Genomic DNA, 1,021 nt, shown 5'->3' on the forward strand with positions numbered 1-1,021 from the left:
AGATCGCCCAAGCGTCCCTGCTATCAACATCGTTGACGCCAGCAAGCCCAAACGGGTCAAGCGAACATAAACGCCCTAAGTTACCGGTATTGAGGTTAGGGCAAACCGCCCTGATACCCCTGTCCGTCGCGGAGATCCGCCGCCTCATCAGCCTGGTCCTCTGCCCGCACCGCCTCACGCCACAGCACCATCTGCACTGGTCATGGTGGAGACGCCTCAGCCAGACCCGGGCCCGCCGCAGTCACTACAAACGCCGAGGCCACAACCTGCAACTGTGATTGCAGTACTAATTCCAGGACTCCAAGGTCCGCCACCTCATCAGCCGTGCGCGGCCCCGCGGCCTGCTCGCACCAGCCGCCCTGACCCAGTTCCGCAAGGTCTCCGGGTTGATCCCCAGATCGGCAGCGACCTGCCGGATCGTCGCTTCGGGCCGCGACCGGTACAGCGCGACCGCGTCCGCCTTGAACTGCGGCGGATAGTTCTTCATGACCACGAGATGTCCATTCTCAGATCCTCAGGATCCAGTGTCTCGTGTGTCCAAGATCCGGGGGCAAGGCCCATCACCATCCAGAATGCGGCGCAGCAAAGCCTTGGCGTTCTTCAGGTCAATGCCGAGCTCTGCCCGCAGCACGCGCATGATGGCGACGCTCTTCGTCGGCGGACTACTCACTTGCAGCCTCGCGGGTCCATGCTCGGAGAGCATCTGATCCCGCCGTTCGGCCGGCACGTCGCCACCGCACACGGCTACCGCAAATCCACAGGCGAAACAGGTTGACTCCGCGTCCCATCGCAACCGGCCATCCACCAGGGCCTGAACTCCCCAGCACTCCAGCTCCGCACCGCAGTCCTGGCACTCAGCGGAGTACCTGACGGATTCGAAAACCTGCCCCGTTACCTTTTCAGTGGCCCCGCAATGGGGCGCCTGGCCCCGGGCCCGGTATGGCTGTGTGCCCCCTGTCGTACGGATGACCTGGGGGGTGTTGCCGCCGGGCTTCGGGGCACCGCTTGACCGCTGATGAGG

Annotated in this window: 1 protein-coding gene and 1 pseudogene; one reads left to right on the plus strand and one right to left on the minus strand. The window is 64.2% G+C overall.

The genetic code is table 11. The annotated features are described in order from the left end of the window. Positions 1-89 precede the first annotated feature (89 nt). On the plus strand, positions 90-278 hold the full coding sequence (locus ACFYXM_RS37135; protein WP_389296271.1) for a hypothetical protein: 189 nt from the start codon (positions 90-92) through the stop codon (positions 276-278). Between the two features lie 47 nt (positions 279-325). Here the strand turns inward: ACFYXM_RS37135 and ACFYXM_RS37140 are convergent. After that, positions 326-493: pseudogene (locus ACFYXM_RS37140) on the minus strand (transposase); the annotation flags it as partial. Between the last annotated feature and the right edge of the window lie 528 nt (positions 494-1,021).

It is taken from the genome of Streptomyces sp. NPDC002476, assembly GCF_042889785.1.
Taxonomy (GTDB): Bacteria; Actinomycetota; Actinomycetes; order Streptomycetales; family Streptomycetaceae; genus Streptomyces.